Here is a 21,638-nt window from a genome sequence, read left to right on the forward strand (position 1 = left end):
GACGCTCGATAGCGTAGCGTTAGCGACGTAGGAGCGTCTGACTCGCTAACGCTGCGCTATCGAAATAAATATTTTTACTTTTAAGGTATAAATAAATTTATTTGCTCTGAAACCCTTGTGGCAGGGAAAATGAGCGCATCTTTCCCCCTGCTCCCTGCTTCCTGCTCCCCTGCCTCTTCGGTCACTAACCCTTGGAAGAAGCATCAAAATCTGAGTGAGGCAAGTATATCCTCGTTTAACCAGGCAAAAAACGGCGTTAAATTAATAGCATAAGCAGTAGCAATATGATCTTTCGAGGAGCATTTTCCACTAAAATATGCAACTCGATTTTAACAAGAGCCAAATTTCCGAAGATTTGACACGGTGTGCGAATTCTCTTAAACCTAAGCCACTCTATTTTCCCAAATAAGCTTCTAAAACTTTGGGATTAGTTTGAATTTCTGCGGGTGTACCATCAGCCAAATTCTGTCCTTCAGCAAGTACCCAAACACGATCGCACAAGGACATAATTACATCCATATTGTGTTCAATAATCAAAAAAGTCATCCCATCTTGACGGTTCCAAGTGATAATGCGATCGCAAATATCATCAATCAGTTTTGGATTCACACCAGCAGCGGGTTCATCCAACAAAATTAACTTGGGATTAGTCATTAGCGCCCGTCCCATTTCCAGTAGCTTACGTTGTCCACCAGACAAGCCACCAGCATAATCGTGTGCTTTTTTTGCCAAACCCACTGATTCTAACAGGAACATTGCCCGCTCTTGTAGTTCCTTTTCTTCCTTAGCTACAACATGTGGTTGTAACTGCACCTGCCAAAAATTTTCACCAGTTTGTTTTTGCGCCGCCAGCAGCATATTTTCTAACACCGACAACCGCGAGAGAGTCCGTGCAACCTGAAAAGTGCGGATTACTCCTTGTTGGGCGATTTGATATGGTTGCAAGTTGTGAATCGGTTCGCCGTCAAAAATCACTCGTCCCTTATCTGGGCGGATGAAGTTTGAAAGTAAGTTAAATAAAGTAGTTTTACCAGCACCATTTGGGCCAATCAAACCCGTAATGCTGCCTTTGGCAACTTCGATTTTCGCCTCATTAACTGCTTTGATACCACCAAAGCTTTTAGAAAGTCCAGTGGCTACCAAAAGGGGAAGTGGCGGTGACTGGTTATTTACCAAGAGTAAGTTCCTCCTTTTTCCCTAGAATACCTTGAGGTCGCCAAATCATCAGTATCATCAAAATTAGTCCAATTACCATGATCCGAAATGCACCCAAACGGGCTTCATCAAGGGGGACAATTTTGGGTAAGACTTCCCGCGTGAGTGCATCGTAACCAAAGAAAATTACCGCGCCTAAGATTGTGCCAACATTATTACCAGAACCACCTAAAATCACCATAATCCAAGTGTCAAAGGTAATCTGCGGTTGGAAATTATCAGGGTAAATGGCGCTAAGTTGCCAAGCGAAGAAAGCACCAGCGATACCTGCGATCGCACCCCCTAACATGAGAGATTGTAATTTATACCAAAAAACATTTTTTCCTAGCGCCTTGGGAATTTCTTCATCTTCTCGGATGGCTTTGAGAATTCTACCCCAAGGCGATCGCACCAAAATTTCTAAGCGCCAGTATACAAATGCTAAAACCAACAGCAACACCAGCATTAAACCCGCTTTTGGATTGTAATTATACAATCCGATTACCCCAGCAATATAAATTGCTGCTGCCAAAACTGCTAAAACAATTGCCACACCCAAACGTGATACAAATTCTTCTTTGCTAGTTGTCCTTTTACCTGAATCAGTAGTCCGAGATATTTGGGTGGTGCGAATCCATCGCCACAATGTAAAGAAAGTTATAGCAGCCAGCAACGTCAAAAGCCCAATCATGACTAATCTGACAAACAAATTCGGCTCTGTGGATAGGGGTATAGGATAACTTTGCACACCAAACGCCCCAGAAGTCCAGGTGTCACCCACAGGTAATTCCTGATTATTTACTACCAAACGAATTAATTCGCCCGTACCAATAGTGACAATTCCTAGATAATCTTCCCGTAAGCGTAGAGTTACAAAACCAATTATCAAACCCAACAAGGCAGCGACAATTGCCCCAGCTAGTGCCGAAATTGGTAGGGGTACGCCCTTTAAGCTTAACAATACAGTTGTATATGCTCCAAGGGTCATGAAAGCAATATGACCAAAGTTAATTAACCCCGTAAAGCCCCACTGTAAATTTAGTCCTAGTGCGAATAGAGCAAAAAGTGCTGTAGAAATTGCTAAGAAAATGAGATAGTCAACCATGTTTTGGAATGGGAAGTTAGGAGTTAGGAGTTGGGAGTTAGGAGTTGGGAGTTAGGAGTTGAGAGTAAAAAAGTGAGATTTCCCGCTTAAAACTCCCTCATCTCCCTCATCTCCCCCTGTTCCTCTCCCCTCCTCGCTGGGCGAATAAATTTTAGCGTAGCTTGAGCGTAGCTAATTTTATGGGAATACTATTTATTGTTGGTGTTTGCTGGTAGGGAATATTTGACGTATGAATTTGCTGCGACTGAGAATGCATCACTTAATCGAGCAGTTAGCCGATGACGATTTGCAAAACATTTGGGATGTTCTTGAAGCTTTACATTGTGACTTTTATATGCTTCAAGCGATACAACAAGTCAAGCGATCGCAGCAACCGTGGGATATATTAACCCATGAAGAAGCGGTACGACTGTTGATGTTTTTCTGATTCAGCAGCGCTTTCTTTTCTAGTGCCAGTGACCCCTCAAGTTTTGGTTAAGGTAACGCCTAGTGAGTCTGGAAATGCGCTATGCAAGGTCTTTTTTGCTAGACCTGAAGAATTTAGAACCTGCCGCCTACGAGCGGGTGTATGATTTTGTGTTTATTGAGTTAGCCCAAAAGTGGCAGTTGAGCGATTTAACAGAACTGCGACAGCTTGATGGTGAAGGCATTTTTCACCGCTTCACCCTCGATAATTATCTTATTGGTATAGAAATCAGGGGTGAAATTGTGAAATTTCTGCGTGTCATCCCTATGCCAGATGTTTAAAGTCAAGAGTCAAGAGAACACTTAAAACTGTAAACTGTATAAGGCTAGGCAGGGATCGCTATAACCTTACATTAAACTGGTTTTGAAAAACACTTTATTTGAGATTTCCCTATGGATGCTAGGGCCCTTTGGCAACGATACCAAAACTGGTTATATTTCCACGAGGGATTGGGACTGTACTTAGACATAAGTCGAATGCGGTTCGATGATGCCTTTGTGGATTCGTTGCAGCCGAAGTTTGACAAGGCGTTTGCGGATATGGCTCAACTGGAGAAGGGTGCGATCGCAAATCCTGACGAGAATCGCATGGTTGGACACTACTGGCTGCGAAATCCTGATTTAGCGCCAACTCCAGAACTTACACAAGAAATTGTCCAAACCCTAGAACAAATCGAAGCCTTTGCGGAAAAAGTCCAAACAGGTGCTATTCATCCTCCCAGAGCAAGCCGCTTCACGGATATTATCTCCATTGGCATTGGTGGTTCCGCCCTCGGACCCCAATTCGTCGCGGAAGCCCTTGCTCCTGATTTCCCGCCCCTGAAACTTCACTTTATCGATAACAACGATCCAGCAGGTATCGATCGCGTTATCAATCATCTGCGAAATAGCCTCGCCAGCACTTTGGTTTTGGTGATTTCCAAATCTGGGGGAACGCCGGAACCTCGTAACGGCATGATTGAAGTTAAAAAAGCCTACGCCGGACACAATTTGGAATTTGCTCAATATGCGGTAGCAATTACCAGCGTTGACAGCAACCTCGATAAACTTGCCAAAGACGAAGGTTGGCTGGCTAGATTCCCCATGTATGACTGGGTGGGAGGACGCACCTCAGAAATGTCTGCTGTGGGGCTAGTACCAGCCGCATTGCAGGGCATTGATGTTCGTGCCATGCTAGATGGCGCAAAAGAAATGGATGACGCTACCCGCGTTCCAGATGTGAAAAATAACCCAGCAGCCTTGCTTGCTTTGTCTTGGTACTTTGCTGGTAACGGAAAGGGCGAAAAAGATATGGTTGTCCTACCTTACAAGGACAGCTTATTTTTGTTCAGTCGCTATTTGCAACAACTGGTGATGGAATCCTTGGGCAAGGAAAAAGACTTAGACGGCAACGTTGTCCATCAAGGCATCGCCGTTTATGGTAACAAAGGCTCAACAGATCAACACGCTTACGTCCAGCAGTTGCGTGAGGGTGTAGCGAATTTCTTTGCTACCTTCATCGAAGTATTGGAAGATCGTCAGGGCCCATCCACTGAAATAGATCCAGGAGTTACATCAGGCGATTATCTTTCCGGTTTTCTCCAAGGAACCCGACAAGCGCTTTATGAAAATCACCGCGATTCGATTACAGTCACGATTCCCCAAGTTAACCCCCGAACTGTAGGGGCATTAATTTCTTTGTATGAACGCGCTGTTGGTTTATACGCTAGCTTAGTCAACGTCAACGCCTACCATCAACCAGGCGTAGAAGCTGGCAAAAAAGCAGCCGCCTCCATTCTCGATTTGCAAACACGAGTCGTAGCAGTGCTGCAAAAAGAAAAAGCTCCCATTTCTCTTGATGAACTTGCAGAGAAAGCAGGCGCATCAGAGCAAGTTGAGGCAATTTACAAGATTTTGCGTCATATCCATGCCAATCAGCGAGGTGTGGTTTTGCAAGGTGATCTTCAGAAACCCGGCAGTTTAACCGTTTCTGCTAGCTGATAGTTCTAGTCTAAACATCACATTTTGTTCATTAATTGTTGTATCAGCAACAATTTTTTATTGTGAAGCATCCTAGATAGAAGATATATCTTCAGTCTAGGATGCTTCACTGTAGAATTCGTAATTCGCAATTGAAGGACAGAGGAACTAATTGCTTGCCCTAACATAAAGTTAAGGCAGCATCAATTAAGTAGGATTAATACTATGGCTGAATCAACAGCAAAACAACCTGCACGTCGGGGTAGAATTTTTCCAGAACGTACTTTATCTCCAGAAGAACTTGCTAGACGCAAAGCTGAAGATGAATTATTTTATCGGCGTTGTCGGGCAATTTTTGAGCGTGTGCGTCCCGATTTAATTAAGGAACACTATGGCTGGTATATTGCAGTGGAGCCAGATAGTGGTGATTACTTGTTTGATGCGGATAAAATGCAAGCTCATAAAAAATCCCTTGAAAAATATCCAAATAGTAGACATTGTGTATTCTGCCTAAATGAAACGGGAACAACTGGCAGAATATGATTCAGGGAAACTTTGGAGATAATGGGCAACTATTTTTTGAAATTGATTTGATTACATCTGATGGATTAGATTTGCCTGTAGATGCTATGTTGGATACTGGTTTTACAGGCTTTCTGGCTATTAAGAAACAAGATTTAGAGTATCTTGATTGGGGTTATATCGGTGAGGAATCTCTACGAACTGCTGAAGGAGAATCAAGATTTGATATTTATTTAGGTAAGGTGCTGTTAAACGAACAAGAGTATGAAATTAATGTTTATGTGGGCGATGAAATTACAGAAGTATTATTAGGCTCAGAATGGCTAAAAATTATGCCCTTGGTAGTTAATTATCAAATTGGTATATTAACTTTGGGATAACTGCGATGCCTACGCCTACACCTACACACTTCAGTGATTTTTAAACGAACCGCATTCACGTTAGTGTCTCCCCTTGGGAGAAAAACGCGAAGATCGCGAAGGTAAGAAAAGAGATATATTGTATTATTTTTAGTTAGTAGGTAAATCGCGGAGAAAGTAAAAGCGATGCCTACGCCTGGCTACGCCTACGCCATTCAATTTATTTAACTTTAAATGTTGTTAAAATGAACTTAAAGCTGTCAATAAACTAGAATATCAATCATGAATATACAAATTAAACCTGAACTAGAGCAAATTATCCAAGCGCAAATTGCTACAGGTAGATATGCGAATCCTGAAGAAGTGATTAGTAAAGCATTGAAGTTGCTATTAGAGTGGGAAAAAGGTTATCAACAGTGGGTTGAAGAAACACGCGAAAAAGTTGAGGTTGCTATTGAGCAACTGGATAGAGGGGAAGGTATTGATGGAGAAGTTGTAGTTGAACAATTGCGAGATAAATTGCGGAAAGCGAGAGAATTACAAGCATGAAGCAACATATTATCTCTCCAAAAGCCAGTCAGGATTTATCAGAAATTATTGATTATTTTGTCAAGATAAATATTGATGCTGGGGAGCGTTTTATTGAGAAATTTGATACAAAGTGTAAATATTTAGCTAATTTCCCCAATATGGGACGCAGCTACGGAAATATTAAAGCTGATTTGCGCGGTGTTCCTTTGGATAATTATATTATTCTTTATCGAGTTGTAAATAGTGGGATCGAAATTGTCCGTGTAGTTAGTGGTTATCAAAATTTGGAATCTTTATTTGTAGAATCAGATGAGTAAGTTGGTGTTTTAGTTAACTTACAATTATCTATTGATAAATCATTCAGAAAGTAAAAGCAATGCCTACCTCTGGCTATGCCTATGCACTTCATTTATTTTGAAACGTAGACGCATTCGCGGAGCGTCTCGTAGAGAAGCGGCTTGCCGCAGGCTACTGCAAAGAACGCAAAGATCGCGAAGGTAAGAAAAGAGATATATTGTACTATATTAGTTAATAGGTAAATCGCGGAGAAAGTAAAAGCGATCGCTATTCCAATTACTGCCTTTTATCCTTCCTAAATAGCCTGTTAATGGTGAAGAAAGTTCTATTAGAATTTCGTGCATTTCTACTGTTTTTAGTGGCTGTGGTGGATGTGAGCCGAAATAAGCACCATGTAGAGCATCAACGCCAGCAGATTCTGCGCCTGAGTTTTGTAGATAATTTTTGACAAGCTGGATAATGTGCGATCGCAATTTAATCTCTCTCTCAGCTTTATCAATATATTCATTAATTTTATAGTCAATTTGCCCAGGTTCTAAATATTGCTGTAATTCGACTAAGTTAATAGCACCTGGATATTTTGCTTTGAATTCAACTAGCTTTTGTAGAGTCATTACATTTATAATACTGATTTTCGATATTTCAGCAGATTCTTTCAAATTTTTAGTCGGTTTACCTGGGCCAATAATTAACCTTACAGCTTGAAGATAATTTTCTTTTAAATGCCTTCTACCAATCCTATCTAATTCTTCTACTGCACGATCAGGAATGCTTTTACCTGCTTTACATTCGCAAACAAGAGCATAAGGTTGTGAGCAAAATAAGTCTAAGCCACCTGCACCGCCTTTGTAGTTTTCTTCAACTTTGAATCCTAAAAAATCAAGACTACGGCGTGCGATGATTTCAAAATCTGTACCAGCTTGATAGTTATTTTTACCCTCGTCTAGCTCTATGCTGCGATCGCCCAATTTTGCAATATTATTTATCCAAGCTAAATCTGGATCAGATTGTTTAATTAGCTTGTGACTACTCCAACCCAAAAATACTTTGATATCGTCGTCTAATTGTTTCGCGGCTGGTTGGCTAATGGTTAGGGATGCGATCGCACTCTGCAATTCTTCCAATTCAGGATGCAGCGAGGGTTCTAGCTTTTCTAATTGGTGTTTGCGTTGGGCGAAGGTGCGATCGTTTAATACTGGTAAATCAACAGATACCTTCAACGGATCAGGTAAACCTATAAACTGGCTTTGTGGATTCACAGGTATTTCAATTGGCTGAGACAACAAATAGACACGTAAATAAGCAAGAAAGATATGCTTCCTTTGGAGCAAAACTTCTTGTAATCCTTTTGTTGTCCAAATATTTAATTGTGACAAAGCTTTTAACGATTCTAAGTTATTTAGGATTTGGCACAGTTCACACTTACCCCAAGATTGAATCCAGACGGTTTCAGAAGTTATTGGAGTAATAATTTTCTGGGTAATCGTCAATAAATTTGACTTATAGTATTGTTCATCGGGTAACACGTTGATTGAGGTTGCAGACGGATAAAGAGCAAAGGAACGCCCCGGATGAATAAATGTCCGGGGTAGAGCTATAATTATTCGACCCTGTAGTAAAGCTTCAACATCGGGAGAAGGTAGACATAAGGCAGTATTGAGCAAAATTAGATTACTCATAAACCAAGTTTAATAATTAAATTATCAAGCATATGATCTAGTTCTTTAGTTCCATTTTCATTTTGTATAGGCTGAGTTTCAGCAAGACATTCTTCATTTATTAAGCCACTAGGTATTTGACCAGATGGGTCACTTAAAATTTCACGTATTAAGTAGTTTCCAACTGCAATTTTGTGTTGAACTATAAACTGAGAAATTTCCTCTTCACTAACTTCATAATCTTTGCAAGCTTGCTGAACAAATAAAATTGCTAAAAGAGGCTTAATATCCTCAATACTAAGCTTTACAAATTCTCCTCCTAAATTTTTAGAAAGTAGTTCATCTAAATATTCTTTTCCTTTAGTATTATGTTTCACATCTTTAGCACGAACTAAGCAGCCACGAGTCATATCAAATTTTTTATAATCTATTAATCTTCTCAAGGCAGCACTCACAAATTTATTGCTAGATTCTTGTACAACTGCTACTACTATTTTGACAACTATTCCATCTTCCTTACCAATAATTCTAAAGTTGAGGTAGCCTTTGTCTACATTTTTGACTATAACTTCCTCAACTTCATATATTTTTACTTTTTCTACAGTTTCACCTTTCAGAGTTAATAAACAAAAACGTATAGCATTAGCTATGGTACTACTGTCTTCAAAGTAATTTTCTATTGTGTTATCAAGTGCTGCAAGTTCTTTATTAAAAGCTTTTTCAATTTTATGTAGTCGATCTACTGGTGGCGGTGGGCCACCAGGCAAATTCCAATTATTTGTACACCACTGTAAAACCTTTCTAACTATTGGTTTTTCTTTACCAAGCTCTCGTAAATTATTTTCATCAAAAGGATAGACAGGATGAGGTGGAGTTAAATTGTTTGTATCATAAAACTCTTTCAGCCAGTGGGAGACAAGAGTTACTACATCATCACTATTAAGATGCCTTAAATCAAATTTCTTTTCACCAATTCTGTCAATAACCGAATCTGCTTGTGGTACAACTTTAACTTGTTGTGTCCAAGTTTCATCGAACATAGCTAGAATTAAGACTCCCCGTTTAATTTTGCTATATATATCTTTTGCAAACAAAGCAATAACTTGTGATCTTGTAAAACCCTGCTCATTACAAGTGACACTTTCTAACTCATCAAAGCAAATGACTATTGTCCTGTAATCACCAATTAAGTCTAGAATTTGGCATACTGTTTGGAATGCTTCAGCTTCTTTATCGTCTTGACTAGTATTTGGTAATCCCATAGAGTCAGCTTGTGACTGTGCTAAGTCTCTGCCAGCAAGCCAATTAATTGCAAATGAAACTTTATCTAAAGAAAGTGTCCATAAGATAGCCTGAATCAAATAAGGATTTTCAATATTTGACTTAAGTTTCAGTACTTTAGCAGTCAAGGCATCAACTATTTTGGGATGTTGAGCTAAAACCCCAGGAAATCGCTTCATTAACTCTTGAGGAGTGTAGCTTGACTTATATACCTCATTGAGTAAAGTAGTTGCCAACTCTTGCCATTGCATTACACTTTGATTACCAGTCTGTTTTAGACTAGATGCCAATGTGTTTAAAAATTTAGAATGTATTTTGTTTAAATCACCATAATCAACTTCACTCATATAGACAAAAAAACTATCACCTTTATCCTGAATATGGTGACGTATCCGACTCATTAAGTGACTTTTGCCTAGTCCTTTTTCAGCTTTAATAGTTATACCAATAACTGAACGTTTTCCTATGCTAATTTGCTCTATTGCCTGATAAACAGCATCTGATACATGAGCATTTATGGAAGGAACATCAGGAAAAGTTTTGTTCCATATATCATAATTTCTGACTACTAATGATCTATCAAATGGGTTATGGCTTGTAATAGCTTTGTTGATATCTGAATATGAAGATAAAGAATTACTCATGATTGTGTATTTACTGAAAATAATGGCTAAGAAATCAAAGCGTAAAAAACGAGTAACTTAGTTTAAAAATTGAGGCGTTTAGCATAACAGCGTAATCCACTGACTTTAGTAGTAATGGAATCTTCAATCTTGTCGGGGGCGCTATCTTCTATGCTTCCACCCTGAAGTTGCAAAATGTCTTTCTCCTGAATCTCTAGCAGCCATGTGTTGAAATCTTCACGACTAACCCGATCGCCTATTTCTCTCCTGATACGATAAATAGGCACCAGATTATCTAGGTTGTACTCATAGTTCAGCTTGTCGTAGACTTCCAACGCCACAGATTTAAACTCGTCATAAGATGCGATTCCTTTGGAAAGCTCCGCGATCGCACTCTTCCCATTAACTGGTACATCTGCACCAGTTACCGCAACATCAATCTGACTAATCCACTTCACCAACGCATTAGCCGCCCAAGTACCGACAATCGTCCCTTCAAATTTAAAATCAGAGCTTCTCAAACCCTCACCCAACACCTCTAAACCCTTGCCAGATGTCAGAGAGTATCCTTTTTTGGAGATTGCGATCGCACCCTGATTCTGCAATTCTTTAAGTGAACCCTGATAATCTGCTACCTTCTGGCTTTTGGATACAATTCGCTTAGTGAGTTGACCCTTCTTAACTTCCTGCTGCGTTCCTCCCAAATCCCACAAAGCCAAAAGGAGACGAGTTCTAGTTTGGACTGTATTTTGTGATGTTATATTGAGTGTATTTTTTGGCAAAGATCATCATAGTAACTGTATCTTTTTAATTTATTTATCCCGAAAACATAACCGAGAAATTGCTTAACATTCCGGCATTTGGGCTAAATTGATTAATCAAAAAATCAACAATATATTTCCTTAGGATGAATGCAGTTTCTCTCGAAGGCAGGATGCAATACTTGAGAAAATCGATCATCATAACAGTGACACGCTGTAGCTGTGCAGTTGTAAATTGAGTTGTAGATGTTTTTTCAATTCCACGCGAAATAACAGGAATTTCAACTTTGTTTTTGCAACAGCAAGGCTTTTAGCAAATACAGGTGATGAAGAAATCCGATGAACACAATATATAAAGAACGTAAAATAGTTTCGCGTCTATTTGCAGTGCTGCTTTCCGCATTGCTAACCGTACCCTTGCTAAGTAGCTGCGGAGGTGGTTCCCAAAAGGCTAATGTACCACCACCAGTTGATGATACCGTTGGTAGAACAGTGAGCGATCGCCAAACCGAAGCTAAGAAAGGATTGGGTACAGGGCAAAAAGTGGCAATTTTGGCAGGTGCTGCGGCACTTTACTACATGTACAACCAACATAAGAATGCTCCAAAAGAAGGAGCGCAAGGTAAGTACTATCTTTCCAAGAACGGGCGTGTATACTACCGCGATGCTGAAAATCGCGCTCACTGGGTAACTCCACCATCAGAAGGAATTCGAGTACCAGAATCTCAAGCACAACAATATCGGCAATTCCAAGGCTATAACGGGAATACTTCAGGTCGCGATCTGACTGGCATAACTTCATCCGCAGCTCCAGCCCTTTAGATAGCGAAGCGTGTGTAAATAAGAAAGCGGGTTTCCCGGAGGATAACGCCGATCGCGCACGTCGGAAACACGAACTTAAATCAGGAGACAGATTATGGTAGATGAATTTTTCCGAAAGGCGAAGGATCTCTTGTTGGGAGAAAACGGCGATCAATCTGAGGATGCTGAATATCGCGATCGCAATGTCCGTCCAGCCAGCGAAGACCCCTACGGCGACCCCGCAGATACATCCTCTTACGGTAACCTTATTCCAGCCAGCCAAGACCCCTATGGCGACCCCGGAGACATCGCGTCTTACGGTGATGTACGTCCAGCCAGTGAAGACCCCTACGGCGACCCCGCAGACCAAGGGGAATTTGGTAACGTCCGCCCAGCCAGCGAAGATCCCTACGGCGATCCCGCAGATGACGATTACCGGCGTTAACGCGAAAGCTAACCCCCTTAAAAAAGGGGTAACTGAGTCAAAGTCCCCCTTTTTTTAAGGGGGATTTAGAAGGATCTACTCAGCCAAAATTTCTTGCGATCGCTCAATACTTTTACGCACAGATTGGGCTGAAGTATGCAAACCCTCTCTTTCGCGATCGCTGAGATTTAATTCCAAAATACTTTCAATTCCACCGCATCCCAACCGACAGGGAACACCAATCACAACATCTTCTAAACCGTATTCACCTTGCAGATAGGCCGCCACAGGCAATAACCGCGACTGATTTAGCAAAATCGATTCTACCATCACGCTAGTAGCTGATGCCGGAGCAAAAAAAGCACCTCCTGTCTGCATCAATTCCACAATTTCTGCGCCACCGTTGCGAGTTCTTTCTACCAAGCGTTCAATTGTGGCTACATCCAGCAATTCCGTGATGGGAATGCCGTTAACGGTAGCATAACGAGACAAGGGAACCATTAAATCGCCGTGGCTACCCAACACCATTGCTTTGACATCAGCAGGTAAAACCCCCAATTCTAGGGCAATAAAGGTTTCAAAACGGGCGGAATCTAACACCCCAGCCATACCCATAATGCGATCGCGTGGTAAACCAGTTGCTTGCCAAGCTAAATAAGTCATCACATCCAACGGATTGGTGACGACAATAAAAATAGCATTGGGAGAATGAGCGATCGCATTTTTTGCCGCTTCCACCACAATCTTGGCATTAGTTTTCAGCAAATCATCCCGACTCATCCCTGGTTTGCGGGGAAGTCCTGCCGTAATCACCACAATTTGAGAACCAGATGTATCAGCATAATTATTTGTGCCGATAATTTGGCGATTGTGTATTTCAATTCCCCTGGCTTCCATCAAATCCAGCGCCAAACCTTGAGGCATTCCCGCAATAATATCTAGTAGAACTACATCAGCCAGGTTTTTCTCCGCAACGCGTTGGGCTAGAGTACTACCAACCCTACCTGCACCCACGATGGTGACACGAGGTAAACTACACACAATTGGGGAGTTAGGGGAAGAAGACATAATTATTAAAGTGCAATTTTTATCAACAATAATTTAGGAGTTAGGAGTCAGAATTATTAATGCTGACTCCTAAATTAGACCTCTTTCATAAGCTCCTAACACCCCACCCCCAATCCCTCCCTGCTTGCGGGGCTACGGTGTACACACAAGTCCTTCTGACCCCCTCTAACTCCCCCTTGCCAAGGGGGAGAACCAGATATATCCCCCCAATGCATCGGGGGGATTAAGGGGGGTAAATCCAGGATTTGGGCTTCATTAACAAGATGTGTGTACACCGTAGGCTTGCGGGGAGGGGAGACAAAGCATAGCTTTGGCGGGGTGGGGTTCTTATTTTTAATTATTTAAACTCTTCAAGCTGATCCACACGTAACCAAACATTTGGCGTTGGCACTTTCCCGAACTTAACAAGGGCGTAATCACCTTTGATATCTACAATTTCGCCCTTACTGTCAAACAAATAGGGAGGAAAACGACTATCACTGGCTTTTGCTTCCAGACTGTTTTCCAATTTCTCGCGGATAGCGCGAACCATATCTCCTTTTTTGACTGCCATGAATTCCCCTCTCAAATTTCTAGATTAGACTTATCCGCATTTTAAAAGACTTCCGAGCTAAAAACTCCTAACTCTTGTACAGACGCAATTAATTACGTCTCTCTTGTACAGACGCGATTCATCGCGTCTCTTCTAACTCCTAACTCCCCGTACCGTTTGACACTGGGGGCAAAAGTGACTAGATCGCCCAGCTAACCTAATCCGCATAATTGGAGTGTCACAAACTCGACAGGGTTCTCCAGCACGGTTATAAACCCAGGCAACACCACCATAATTGCCGTTGACACCCTTAACACTTAAGAAATTACTAAAAGTCGTACCGCCAGCCTCAATGCTGGTTTCTAAAACTTGAATTATGGCTGTTCGCAAATGCTCAATTTGCTTTAGGTGCAAATCTATACACAAGGTTTCAGGTAAAATTCCACTCTTAAACAATGCTTCATCAGCATAAATGTTACCTAATCCCGCCACTACCGATTGATCAAGTAACGCAGTCTTAATTAGACGACGGCGGTTTTGGAGTTTGCTTGCTAAATACTCGACAGTGAATTCGGGTGAAAAGGGATCTGCTGCCAGTGTTGCCAAACCAGTCATAATACTTTCTACAGCAACACCAGGCGGAACCCACCACATTTTCCCGAAGGTACGCTGATCAACAAAGCGTAATTCCTGCTGTTCCCCAAAGAATAATCTAACCCGTGTGTGCTTATGTAATGGTTCATCTCGATGCAGCCATAGTAGTTGACCGGTCATTCGCAGATGAACCCCTAGCCAACCTGTGGAAGAGAGTTCGGCGAGGAGATATTTACCGCGACGATGCCAAGTAGCGATGGCATTCTTTTTAATTCCATCAACAAACTCACCAACAGAAAACGGGTAGGCGATGGTGCGATCGAGCAACACATCTCCACCCGTAATTTCTTGGTTAAGGGTCAATTGATTTAGGCCCCTTCGGACTGTTTCAACTTCAGGCAGTTCAGGCATTCAAACTGATTAAGCAGGCAATTTTGATGTACTTGGGCGTTGAATAAAGAAGAGATGGAGTAGTAACTTACACAGCCTTATATGGCTCGTATTACTACCCAAGAGAAACCGTAAATACCCGCAGGTCAGCTTCTCATAGATTAGGGTAGGCTTGGGTGAAAGATGAATGAACTGAAATTTTCAGACTTCATACTTCAGACTTCAGACTACCCTTCATCATCGCATCAAACAAGCCCCTTGTAGCTTTGCTGCTATTTTTTAGGTGCTTTAGCCTTTGGTGCTTCAACCTCGACTAATTCATCCTGAGCATAGTTGTTGGTATTGATACCAGCGTAATTGACCTTTTCAAAGCGGACAATTACAGGGTATTTGATGCCGCTTTGGTCAATGGAAGCCACAGTTCCTAGATCCTGAAACCAGTAGGATTCAGGGCGGAGAATACGTACTTTAGAACCACGTTGAACCATGATTATTTTCCCTTTTAGTTATCAATCGCCAATCTAGAGGGCTAATTGATTTCACTCTACAACCTCAAGGCCGCAGCAAGAGCCTTTGTTAAGTTATTTGTCTGAATTGGGAGTGGAAAGAGGCAGAGGGGCAGGGAGTAGGGAGCAAGGGGAGACAAGTGGACAAGGTGACTTGAGTAAAAACTTGCAACGAGTCTTTCTCGTTGTCCCCCTGCACCCTGCTTCGCACTCCCCAAAAAACGGTATTAGAACATACTTGACAAGGCACACGTTATAGCGTACCTTCGTTCGCAAGCGTTTATTTTGTAGAAGCTTATGTTTTAGTTAAGACAAACACACTTCCCTCGTTACCTCTGCCAATCCGCAGATCGTTATCTATATAGGTGATATCTAACCAGCCTTGCTGTTTATCACTCTTGATTGCAAAATCAATTGCGGGAAATTTTCTACCTGCTTCAATTTGTTGGATAAAAGTTACCGGAGAATTGTATTCTATTAAACGTTGTAAGCCGATAATAGACCGCTCAAATTTCACTTGGACACGCCGACCTGAAACTGGCTCAAATTTAGCAGCAACGCTAACTAATCCTTCCAAATAAGGTAAGCCATAAATCTCAGCTATGTTGTAAACGCTGGCAGTATCAACCCGGATACATTGATAGATTTGACCCAGTTTGCACAAAGGTAGACCATCTAAGTTTAAAAGAGCCTTGCTGGTGGTGTATAGTAATCGCCAATCACCATTAAGCAAATTGTTAGCTTCTACTGGACGGGGTGTAGGATTAAAATCTTCTAAATTGACGATCGCTGCTAAGATAGCCTGTTTCTGTGCTTGAGTAGCCAGTAGACCGCGATTTGTTCCAGCGATCGCATCCATTAGAGCCGCTTTTTTGATCATCGCCTGTCACCTCAAAAATCAGTCCTTACCATCAGCATAAACAACATATTCATAACCTATGTGTAAAACCATAAAAATTACTAAATAAACGTTTTGCGTAAGCAATACGCGTATTAAATAAAAAATTTCTATCTGAATGCGGATTTATTAATTAAAGGGTTGAAAAGATAACTAAATTAATCCGTGCCAAGTGATAGACTCTAAATGTCAACTTACGTATACATTTTCTTGTCCTTCTCGATATGTTGAACTCTCCATTACGTGAAGTACCCCGTAATCAGCGAGCCGATGTTATCCCCTTAAAGCAAGAGTCCTCTTTGTTGGACTGGTTGCAAACCAACCGCCGGATCATCGCGCGTGACGTTCACGAACCGGATTTTCAAGATGACGAAGTAGAAATAGATTCCTTAATGGGTGTAGAAGATGGGATTGGCTATGACCTTGATGATGATGACGATATAGGAATCACCGAGGATTAGCCTTTTCAGGCTAGGGACTTGGTAGTACCCTAGTTGCTGATATTGAATTTAATAAGTGTGGAGTGAAGGGAAACTTCTGTGGACGCTAAATTATCTCCTGAGCAAGGTTTAAATATTTCTGGAATCGCTCTAGCCTCTTTATTAACCGTAGGGCTAGCTACAACAGCATTTTTATTGGATTTGATGGCCAATAGGCTACCCTGGCAAAGTATGTCCTTAACCCTGCCACTGCTGTTGTGTGCTATGGGTTCAGGTGTTGTGGGTTATTGGGTAATACCCCTACTTCAAACGCTCAAAACTGGACAAATAATTCGTGAAGATGGTCCCCAAGCCCATCTAAAAAAGGCAGGCACGCCAACGATGGGAGGTATATTTTTTATCCCCGTAGGCGTGATAATTGCCTGTATATTATCTAACTTTGCTAAAGAGGTGCTTGCAGTTTCGGCATTGACAGTCAGCTACGGATTGATTGGCTGGCTCGACGATTGGCAAATTCTGCGCCGTAAATCAAATAAAGGTATATCTCCCGCAACGAAACTGGCTTTGCAGGTGGGTTTTGCGGCAGTGTTTTGCCTATGGCTGGTGTTTAATCAACCTTCTAATATTACAAATATTGCTTTGCCTTGGGTGAGCTTTACCCTACCTTTAGGATTTCTATTTTGGCCATTAGCAGGTTTTGTGCTAGTTGCAGAAAGTAATGCGACTAATTTAACAGATGGCATTGATGGCTTGGCAGCAGGAACAGTAGCGATCGCACTTTTGGCATTAGGGGCTTTAGTTGCACCTACAGCACCTGGGTTGATGGTTTTCTGTGCTGCTTTAAGTGGTGGGTGTTTAGGTTTCTTAGCCCATAACCGCAACCCAGCCCGTGTTTTCATGGGAGATACCGGTTCTTTAGCACTGGGCGGCGCTTTAGCGGCTGTAGCGCTATTGACAAACACCCTAGTAGCTCTGTTTATTCTCAGTGGTATCTTTTTTGTAGAAACCCTTTCGGTGATGGCACAGGTAAGTTATTACAAAGCCACCAAAGGTCCTGATGGTAAAGGCAAGCGCCTCTTTAAAATGGCACCCTTACACCATCATTTAGAACTCACTGGCTGGTCAGAATTGCAAGTGGTTGGAGTATTTTATGTCATCGCTGCTATTTTGGCTGCCATCTGTTTGGCAATCGCTCCATTCTGAATCATGTTTTGAGAAAATAATCGAATACAAAATGACAACTCCCATATCTCCAGGGAGTTGTTTTTTATACGGTAAATTTATAAGTTTTAGATTTCTATACTGGTAAAGTCTGACGTTTGATGCCAACGAAGAACTTGCTCATTTCATCGCTTGGGTTTTTAAATTATTAATTATGAATTAATTATAGGATAGGTATTTACATACTCCATAACCCGATTCTTGCCTGTTCGCTTTGCCTCAAGCATGGCTTGATTTGCCCGATTCAGAAAATCTTTGACTGTAATCCCTGGTTCTGATACAGCTATTCCAAAAGAAGCGGTAATGCCTTCGAGAATGCGATCGCCGTCCTTCACTTGCATTTGTTTAACATCTATCCTGAGTTGTTCTACTCGCTTTCTCAGGTTTTCCAGTGTCATATTAGGCATTACAATCACAAATTCTTCACCACCCCATCTGCAAGCAATGTCAAAGGAGCGAATAGATTTTAATAGCAGTTGTGCTAATCCCTGGAGAACAATGTTGGCAGTCAAATGCCCATAGTGCGAATTGTAAGATTTGAAGTTATCGATATCAAGAAAAATAACACTAATCGGTTGCCCTGACCGTTCAGCCTCTGCTAGCCTCTGTTCCGTTATGCTTTGCAAATAGCCTTGATTGAATAGTTGGGTCATCCCATCTCGCAAGTTATCATAGGCTAGACGTTGTTTGATCGAGAGATTATTTAGTGCAATGCCTAAGGTTCTAGCAATAATCTCAGTAATTTGTTGATCTTCTTGACTGATTACTTCAAGGGCATAGATGTGTAAAATCCCAATTACTTCGCCTTGTCCAAACAATGGAACACATAAATGTGTGCCGCTAACAGGCTCTATTAAGTGATTGCATATTAGTCCAGAATTATGAGGCAATAAAAGGTTTGATTTTCCTCTCCGCAATGCCCAACAATCACATGCTGAAAATATTTCTTTACTGGTTCTTTTATCTCCCCAAAAACTATTCATCTGAACATAATTCTTAGAATTAGCAATGATATAGATACAACCGCTCATATTAGGAAATAGCTTAGAACAGGTTAAAGCGACTACTTGATACACTTCATCTTTAGATTCACAGCAATAAAGCATATCCGCCATATCTGAGAGATATATAAGTTCCTGTTTTTTTGCCTCCAATTTCAGTGTTTTTTCTTCTAGCTGCCGATTTAGATCGGTGAGCGATCTCTGTGCTTCAATAGATTCTGTAATATCGATACTAATCCCACCGATGCGGCAAGCGCCCGTTGCGCCATCGCTAAAAGGAAACTTAAACGATAGCCAGTAGCACGGCTGCTCGTTACCAGGTATTTTTACCTCTTCAATCAGCTTTAAGGGGCGTAGAGTTTTCAAAACGACTTGATCGTTTTCCATTACCTGCCGCCCCTCTTCTGGATCTGGCAAGAATTCACTATCGGTTTTCCCTAACCATTCTTGTGAATCTACCAAAAATCTAGACTGTAGCTCCTGGTTGTAGTAGAGTATTCTAGATTGCTCATCTTTGATATAGGCTAGAAAGGGGCCATGATCTAGGAATAGGCGTTGCATCTGCTGGCTGCGTTGAAGTTCGCGGGTATTTTCTTGAGATTTGGCGATCGCCTGTACAATTTGATAAGCGGTTGGCATCAGGCAGAGTAAGGCACACAAAGAAATAAACGCCATTGAGTCGAGCACAGCTAAGTGCAGCAGCGACACTGCTATATGTGACTCAAAGATCGCTAGGAAGTGATGAAATCCGCAAAATAGTACGAATCCACCTGATAAGAAAAAGGCTAGCCAAAACTTGGAAGGAATGGTTGCCTTAGTTTTGGCAAAGAAAACCCCTATTACTATGGGGATGCCAAAGTATGAAAATGCAGTGATGCCATGAGCAATTATGCAATTCCAGTAAATAGGCTCCATTGTTGATCTAATATTAAAATTTTATTCGTTTCACTATAATTCTGGTATCTTCAAAATGTAAGTAGACAAAGGATGATTTTTGTAACTTGTGCCTTAGTTTTACAAAAGTTTTTATAGTAACTTTCTCAGAGCTGCTTATTTTACCAAAGCCCTTGCGCCGTGGAAAGGCAATGGCTTTAGACATAGGCGAAAATCGAAGTCATGAGTCATCATTTATTAGTAGTTATTCACAATTCTTCGTGATTTTTCATACAAATTACAAATTACAAATGACTAATGACTAATGACTAATTAGAAACCTGACTTACCAAGTGAGTGAGTTCGGGTAAAATCAATTTTTCCATCGCCAGTCGCACAGCATTAGTGGAACCAGGAAGCGAGAATATTAATTTATTTTGATAAACACCAGCAACAGCGCGAGAAGCGATCGCCCGCGAACCAATTTCTTGATAACTTAAAAAACGGAATAATTCACCAAATCCCGGTAAGGTTTTCTCTAGTAACTTTTCAATAGCATCATAAGTGGTATCTCTTGGTGCAATGCCTGTACCACCACTGAAAATTACAGCATTCAAATTTGAGCTTTTACCTAGATTTTCTATCTGCTCTTGAATTTGGGTTGCTTCATCTTTGATAATTGTGTAGGCTCCTACAGCATGGTTAGCATCAAGGAGTAACTGCTGAATTAGCTGGCCACTTTTATCTGTTTCAAAAGTGCGTGTATCGCTGACAGTAACCACAGCACAAGTTACCGTAATTCTAGGCGAGTCTGGGTGGGGTTGTGGCATTATATGTCACTCATGAATTTTGACTAATGGATAATTGGGCATGGTAAATGGCGCATTCATTGAACATGACAATTCCCCATGCCCGATGCCCTATAACGCCAGTTGCTTTAACGCAGGGAACCTCCGCAACGCACTGGCTCCCCTATGCCTCATTCTTGCTCAGTCCCAGATCGTTTTCTTCAGCATACCGTTCCATGAAGCGCATAAAGCGATCCCATTCTTGGGGAGATTTCATCACGTAAAGTGCTTCTAATGCTTCTGGTTTACCGTTGACAAATTTAGCCTTAACTTCACGGGTAATTATCTCTCCTTCTTGGTCAATCAGGTACATCCCGGTAATATCTTCGGTGCTACCTTGATCTAAAATCTTTGGATTGGTAAAAATAAACGTCGCTGTGCCACTGTCACCAGTGCGCGATCGCGTCAAGCGCACCTCTGGAGTTACTTCTTCGTCAAGACCTCTAGAAAACTGGATTTTCGCCATGATGACTGAATTTAAACTTTTGTGATGGTTAATTTAATATTCTCTCATCAATTAGAACACCACGGTCTAGAGGCTACTGTTATTCATTTTTTTAGTGTATATACTTAAATTGATTCTTTTTCAAGTAACAAAGTTACTGGGCCATCGTTTTCAATTGTAACATGCATCATTGCACCAAATTGACCTGTTTCCACCTGCAAACCGCTAGCTTTTAACTTGGTAACAAAACGGTTATACAAATCTGCTGCTGATTGGGGAGCGGCTGAACGGTCAAAAGAAGGACGGCGACCTTTGCGACAGTCACCGTAAAGGGTAAACTGACTGACTATTAACAAATCGCCACCAATTTCTTGTATAGATTTTTGCCAACGGTCGTCTCCTTCATCGTCGGGAAACAGCCGTAATTCCAAGCACTTACGTACCATCCAGTCGATTTCAGCATCAGTATCAGTATTGGCTATGCCTACGAGCAAATTTAGCCCCCGCCCAATCTTGCCGACAATTTCACCATTAACTACAACTTGAGATGATTTGACTCGCTGGATAACAACGCGCATTTTAACTAATTCGTAATTCGTAATGACGCTCTCTACGAGACGCTACGCGTAGCTTGCTTCCACGAAGTGGTACGAAGACTCATTAACGCTACGCTAACGTAATTCGTAATGACGCTCCTACGGACGCTCGTTCCCCGCTACCGCTACGCTAACGCTGCACTAACGTAATTATTGGCGAAACACTCGCGCGTAAATACAGGGGAGTCAGGAAGCGATGTATACGACGGGCTAGGTCTACGCTATTCTCTCATTTTCATTGTTCAA

At 41.5% G+C, this 21,638-nt stretch carries 25 protein-coding genes; 11 read left to right on the plus strand and 14 right to left on the minus strand.

Translation table 11 applies throughout. The annotated features are described in order from the left end of the window. Positions 1–393: 393 nt before the first annotated feature. Together LC608_RS11355 and LC608_RS11360 are read right to left on the minus strand one after the other, a co-directional pair. Positions 394–1,176, minus strand: coding sequence for an ABC transporter ATP-binding protein (locus tag LC608_RS11355; RefSeq protein ID WP_229553642.1), 783 nt, complete (start codon positions 1,174–1,176; stop codon positions 394–396). After that, entirely contained in the window at positions 1,166–2,299 is a 1,134-nt protein-coding gene (locus LC608_RS11360) for a branched-chain amino acid ABC transporter permease (protein ID WP_229553643.1), read from the minus strand. The genes LC608_RS11355 and LC608_RS11360 overlap by 11 nt, the downstream gene beginning before the upstream one ends. Positions 2,300–2,528: 229 nt before the next feature. Here LC608_RS11360 and LC608_RS11365 point away from each other — a divergent pair, with 229 nt between their 5' ends. The 7 genes from LC608_RS11365 to LC608_RS11395 all read left to right on the plus strand — a co-directional run bounded on the left by LC608_RS11365 (position 2,529) and on the right by LC608_RS11395 (position 6,452). Then, positions 2,529–2,726 carry a hypothetical protein gene (locus tag LC608_RS11365; RefSeq protein ID WP_229553644.1) on the plus strand — a complete coding sequence of 66 codons (198 nt, stop codon included), beginning with the start codon at positions 2,529–2,531 and terminating at the stop codon, positions 2,724–2,726. 62 nt (positions 2,727–2,788) lie between these two features. Next, positions 2,789–3,046 (plus strand): cytotoxic translational repressor of toxin-antitoxin stability system, encoded by a 258-nt coding sequence (locus LC608_RS11370; RefSeq protein WP_229553645.1) that lies wholly within the window; start codon positions 2,789–2,791, stop codon positions 3,044–3,046. A gap of 111 nt (positions 3,047–3,157) precedes the next feature. Then, entirely contained in the window at positions 3,158–4,744 is a 1,587-nt protein-coding gene (locus LC608_RS11375) for a glucose-6-phosphate isomerase (protein WP_229553646.1), read from the plus strand. Positions 4,745–4,948: 204 nt separating this feature from the next. Next, positions 4,949–5,266 (plus strand): hypothetical protein, encoded by a 318-nt coding sequence (locus LC608_RS11380; RefSeq protein WP_229553647.1) that lies wholly within the window; start codon positions 4,949–4,951, stop codon positions 5,264–5,266. Then, positions 5,263–5,625: an aspartyl protease gene (locus LC608_RS11385; RefSeq protein ID WP_229553648.1), complete on the plus strand. Its 363-nt coding sequence runs from the start codon at positions 5,263–5,265 to the stop codon at positions 5,623–5,625. The genes LC608_RS11380 and LC608_RS11385 overlap by 4 nt, the downstream gene beginning before the upstream one ends. 261 nt (positions 5,626–5,886) lie before the next feature. After that, positions 5,887–6,153 (plus strand): type II toxin-antitoxin system ParD family antitoxin, encoded by a 267-nt coding sequence (locus LC608_RS11390; protein WP_229553649.1) that lies wholly within the window; start codon positions 5,887–5,889, stop codon positions 6,151–6,153. Further along, a complete protein-coding gene (locus LC608_RS11395) occupies positions 6,150–6,452 on the plus strand; it encodes a type II toxin-antitoxin system RelE/ParE family toxin (RefSeq protein WP_229553650.1) in 303 nt (100 codons plus the stop codon). Before LC608_RS11390 ends, LC608_RS11395 begins: the two co-directional genes overlap by 4 nt. 207 nt (positions 6,453–6,659) lie before the next feature. Here LC608_RS11395 and LC608_RS11400 read toward each other — a convergent pair whose 3' ends face one another. From LC608_RS11400 to LC608_RS11410, 3 genes are all read right to left on the minus strand, one after another. Then, positions 6,660–8,111 carry a DUF1802 family protein gene (locus LC608_RS11400; RefSeq protein WP_229553651.1) on the minus strand — a complete coding sequence of 484 codons (1,452 nt, stop codon included), beginning with the start codon at positions 8,109–8,111 and terminating at the stop codon, positions 6,660–6,662. Then, the gene (locus LC608_RS11405; protein WP_229553652.1) at positions 8,108–10,015 is read right to left on the minus strand and encodes a P-loop NTPase fold protein; all 1,908 of its coding nucleotides are present in this window, start codon (positions 10,013–10,015) and stop codon (positions 8,108–8,110) included. Before LC608_RS11405 ends, LC608_RS11400 begins: the two co-directional genes overlap by 4 nt. 62 nt (positions 10,016–10,077) lie before the next feature. Beyond that, complete coding sequence (locus tag LC608_RS11410; protein WP_229553653.1) at positions 10,078–10,776, minus strand: hypothetical protein; 699 nt, start codon at positions 10,774–10,776, stop codon at positions 10,078–10,080. Positions 10,777–11,094: 318 nt separating this feature from the next. Between LC608_RS11410 and LC608_RS11415 the strand changes: the two genes are divergently transcribed. Both LC608_RS11415 and LC608_RS11420 read left to right on the plus strand, forming a co-directional pair. Beyond that, on the plus strand, positions 11,095–11,577 hold the full coding sequence (locus LC608_RS11415) for a hypothetical protein (RefSeq protein WP_229553654.1): 483 nt from the start codon (positions 11,095–11,097) through the stop codon (positions 11,575–11,577). A 94-nt stretch (positions 11,578–11,671) separates the two neighbouring features. Further along, positions 11,672–12,001, plus strand: a complete 330-nt coding sequence (locus LC608_RS11420) for a translation initiation factor (RefSeq protein WP_229553655.1) — start codon at positions 11,672–11,674, stop codon at positions 11,999–12,001. 75 nt (positions 12,002–12,076) lie between these two features. Here the strand turns inward: LC608_RS11420 and mdh are convergent, their stop codons facing one another. The 5 genes from mdh to LC608_RS11445 form a co-directional block, all read right to left on the minus strand. Then, entirely contained in the window at positions 12,077–13,048 is a 972-nt protein-coding gene (mdh, locus tag LC608_RS11425) for a malate dehydrogenase (protein ID WP_229553656.1), read from the minus strand. 337 nt (positions 13,049–13,385) lie between these two features. Continuing rightward, positions 13,386–13,601, minus strand: a complete 216-nt coding sequence (locus tag LC608_RS11430; RefSeq protein ID WP_229553657.1) for an NAD(P)H-quinone oxidoreductase subunit O — start codon at positions 13,599–13,601, stop codon at positions 13,386–13,388. Between the two features lie 132 nt (positions 13,602–13,733). Continuing rightward, entirely contained in the window at positions 13,734–14,585 is an 852-nt protein-coding gene (locus LC608_RS11435; RefSeq protein WP_229553658.1) for a DNA-formamidopyrimidine glycosylase, read from the minus strand. A gap of 251 nt (positions 14,586–14,836) precedes the next feature. After that, entirely contained in the window at positions 14,837–15,052 is a 216-nt protein-coding gene (locus tag LC608_RS11440; protein WP_229553659.1) for a photosystem I reaction center subunit IV, read from the minus strand. Between the two features lie 313 nt (positions 15,053–15,365). After that, positions 15,366–15,950, minus strand: coding sequence for a PAP/fibrillin family protein (locus LC608_RS11445; protein WP_229553660.1), 585 nt, complete (start codon positions 15,948–15,950; stop codon positions 15,366–15,368). 242 nt (positions 15,951–16,192) lie between these two features. Here LC608_RS11445 and LC608_RS11450 point away from each other — a divergent pair, with 242 nt between their 5' ends. Both LC608_RS11450 and mraY read left to right on the plus strand, forming a co-directional pair. Then, positions 16,193–16,429, plus strand: a complete 237-nt coding sequence (locus tag LC608_RS11450; RefSeq protein WP_229553661.1) for a DUF3134 domain-containing protein — start codon at positions 16,193–16,195, stop codon at positions 16,427–16,429. Positions 16,430–16,507: 78 nt separating this feature from the next. Continuing rightward, complete coding sequence (gene mraY / locus LC608_RS11455) at positions 16,508–17,611, plus strand: phospho-N-acetylmuramoyl-pentapeptide-transferase (protein ID WP_229553662.1); 1,104 nt, start codon at positions 16,508–16,510, stop codon at positions 17,609–17,611. 170 nt (positions 17,612–17,781) lie between these two features. Here mraY and LC608_RS11460 read toward each other — a convergent pair whose 3' ends face one another. The 4 genes from LC608_RS11460 to dtd all read right to left on the minus strand — a co-directional run bounded on the left by LC608_RS11460 (position 17,782) and on the right by dtd (position 21,374). Next, a complete protein-coding gene (locus LC608_RS11460) occupies positions 17,782–19,545 on the minus strand; it encodes a diguanylate cyclase domain-containing protein (RefSeq protein ID WP_229553663.1) in 1,764 nt (587 codons plus the stop codon). 287 nt (positions 19,546–19,832) lie between these two features. Continuing rightward, a complete protein-coding gene (locus LC608_RS11465; RefSeq protein WP_229553834.1) occupies positions 19,833–20,336 on the minus strand; it encodes a molybdenum cofactor biosynthesis protein B in 504 nt (167 codons plus the stop codon). 139 nt (positions 20,337–20,475) lie between these two features. Then, a complete protein-coding gene (gene psb28, locus LC608_RS11470; protein ID WP_229553664.1) occupies positions 20,476–20,817 on the minus strand; it encodes a photosystem II reaction center protein Psb28 in 342 nt (113 codons plus the stop codon). Positions 20,818–20,921: 104 nt separating this feature from the next. Then, a complete protein-coding gene (gene dtd, locus LC608_RS11475; RefSeq protein WP_229553665.1) occupies positions 20,922–21,374 on the minus strand; it encodes a D-aminoacyl-tRNA deacylase in 453 nt (150 codons plus the stop codon). Between the last annotated feature and the right edge of the window lie 264 nt (positions 21,375–21,638).

Source organism: Nostoc sp. XA010 (assembly GCF_020829625.1).
Classification (GTDB): domain Bacteria; phylum Cyanobacteriota; class Cyanobacteriia; order Cyanobacteriales; family Nostocaceae; genus Nostoc.